The following is a 791-nucleotide window of genomic DNA, read 5'->3' on the forward strand; positions in this document are numbered from 1 at the left end:
TGAAAATCAAAAATCTATTCAAAATTGGAATCCTACTTTTTGCTACACAGCTCTTGGTTACAGGCTGTCAAACAGAAAACATTTTAGAGGATGAAAATCAATCAAACATAATCACACCTCCAAAATTGACTGCAATAATAACCAATGGAGGAAAACTCATCGAAAACAATACGCTGTTAAAAGAAAAACTAAAAAATATTACAACAGAAAATATAAACTTAAAATCTAACGACTTAAGTAACTCTTTTGTTATAGACACATCCTTTATTCAAAAAATAGAAACGAATTCTTATACTAGTTTCACATTTAATATAAATCTTGAAAATGAAAATACTCAAACTTTAGAGAATTATGTATTAACCCTTTTCAACAATGGTAGATATGTTCAATATTTAATAAAATACCCTGTAATAAACTTAAGCAATAAAATTTCATACGACCTAAACAATGCATCAATTCAAATACTAGAAGGAGAAAAATTGTATATGGCTAGGAGTACTTCAGGTACTTGTACTTCATTAACACAATATGAAGAACCTGTATGTGTTGATAACCTGTGTACCTTTGGAGGAAATCATACTGTAGCTGATGGAGAAAAAACAAGTGATAACCCCGGGGGATGTTCAGGTTGGGGAACATTAGGAATGGCTACAAGAACATGTACAGAAGGTGGTTATGTTACTCAAGAAGTTTGTGGGGGTAGCGGTAGTGATTCAGACACAGACACGGGAACATCTAGTGGTGGTGGAAGTTCAGGAGGCACAAGTGACAGTTCAAGTGGTGGAGAAACA

The 791-nt window shown here is 33.4% G+C and carries 1 protein-coding gene; it reads left to right on the top strand.

Features of this window, described 5'->3' with window-relative positions:
* Window positions 1-125: 125 nt before the first annotated feature.
* The coding region (locus tag ACFQ1U_RS13705; RefSeq protein WP_386109344.1) for a hypothetical protein at window positions 126-791 on the top strand (666 nt) is incomplete at its 3' end.

The organism is Tenacibaculum geojense, assembly GCF_042676005.1.
GTDB lineage: Bacteria > Bacteroidota > Bacteroidia > Flavobacteriales > Flavobacteriaceae > Polaribacter > Polaribacter geojense.